The organism is Streptomyces sp. NPDC058955, assembly GCF_042741435.1.
Lineage (GTDB): Bacteria > Actinomycetota > Actinomycetes > Streptomycetales > Streptomycetaceae > Streptomyces.
This window is the reverse complement of the sequence record NZ_JBHYKM010000016.1, coordinates 91,274-91,652: the sequence shown is the minus strand read 5'-3', so window position 1 is coordinate 91,652 and position 379 is coordinate 91,274. Positions and strand designations below refer to the sequence as shown.

Genomic DNA, 379 nt, shown 5'->3' with positions numbered 1-379 from the left:
CCGACGGCGGCGCCCACGGCGCCGAGGGGGAAGGCGGAGAAGAGCAGCATCGTGGTGCGCCGGCGGCGGGCCCGGGCCTTGCCGCGGCGGGCGCGCTCGGCGGCGCCGCCGGCGGCCGGCCGGGCGGCCGCGGCGGGCGCCGGTTCGTCGCGCTCGGGCCGGCGGTCCGGCTCCGGACGGGGCTCGGGTTCGGGCTCGGGGAGTTCGAGGCGCGCCTCGGTCCTGGCCGGAGGCGCGGAGAAGGCCCGGACGTGGGGGGGGGGGCGAAGGGGAGGGGGCGCGCGCGCGGGCCCCCCGGGGCGCGCCCCCCCCCCGCCGCCCGCGCCCCCCCCCCCCCACACACGGGCACAGCCCCCCCCAGGCGCCCCCCCCCCCCCCC

General features: G+C 86.8%; 1 pseudogene. It reads right to left on the bottom strand.

The features are described 5' to 3' along the window. A pseudogene (locus ACFW1I_RS09820) lies at nt 1–341 on the bottom strand (hypothetical protein); the annotation flags it as partial. Nucleotides 342–379 lie beyond the last annotated feature (38 nt).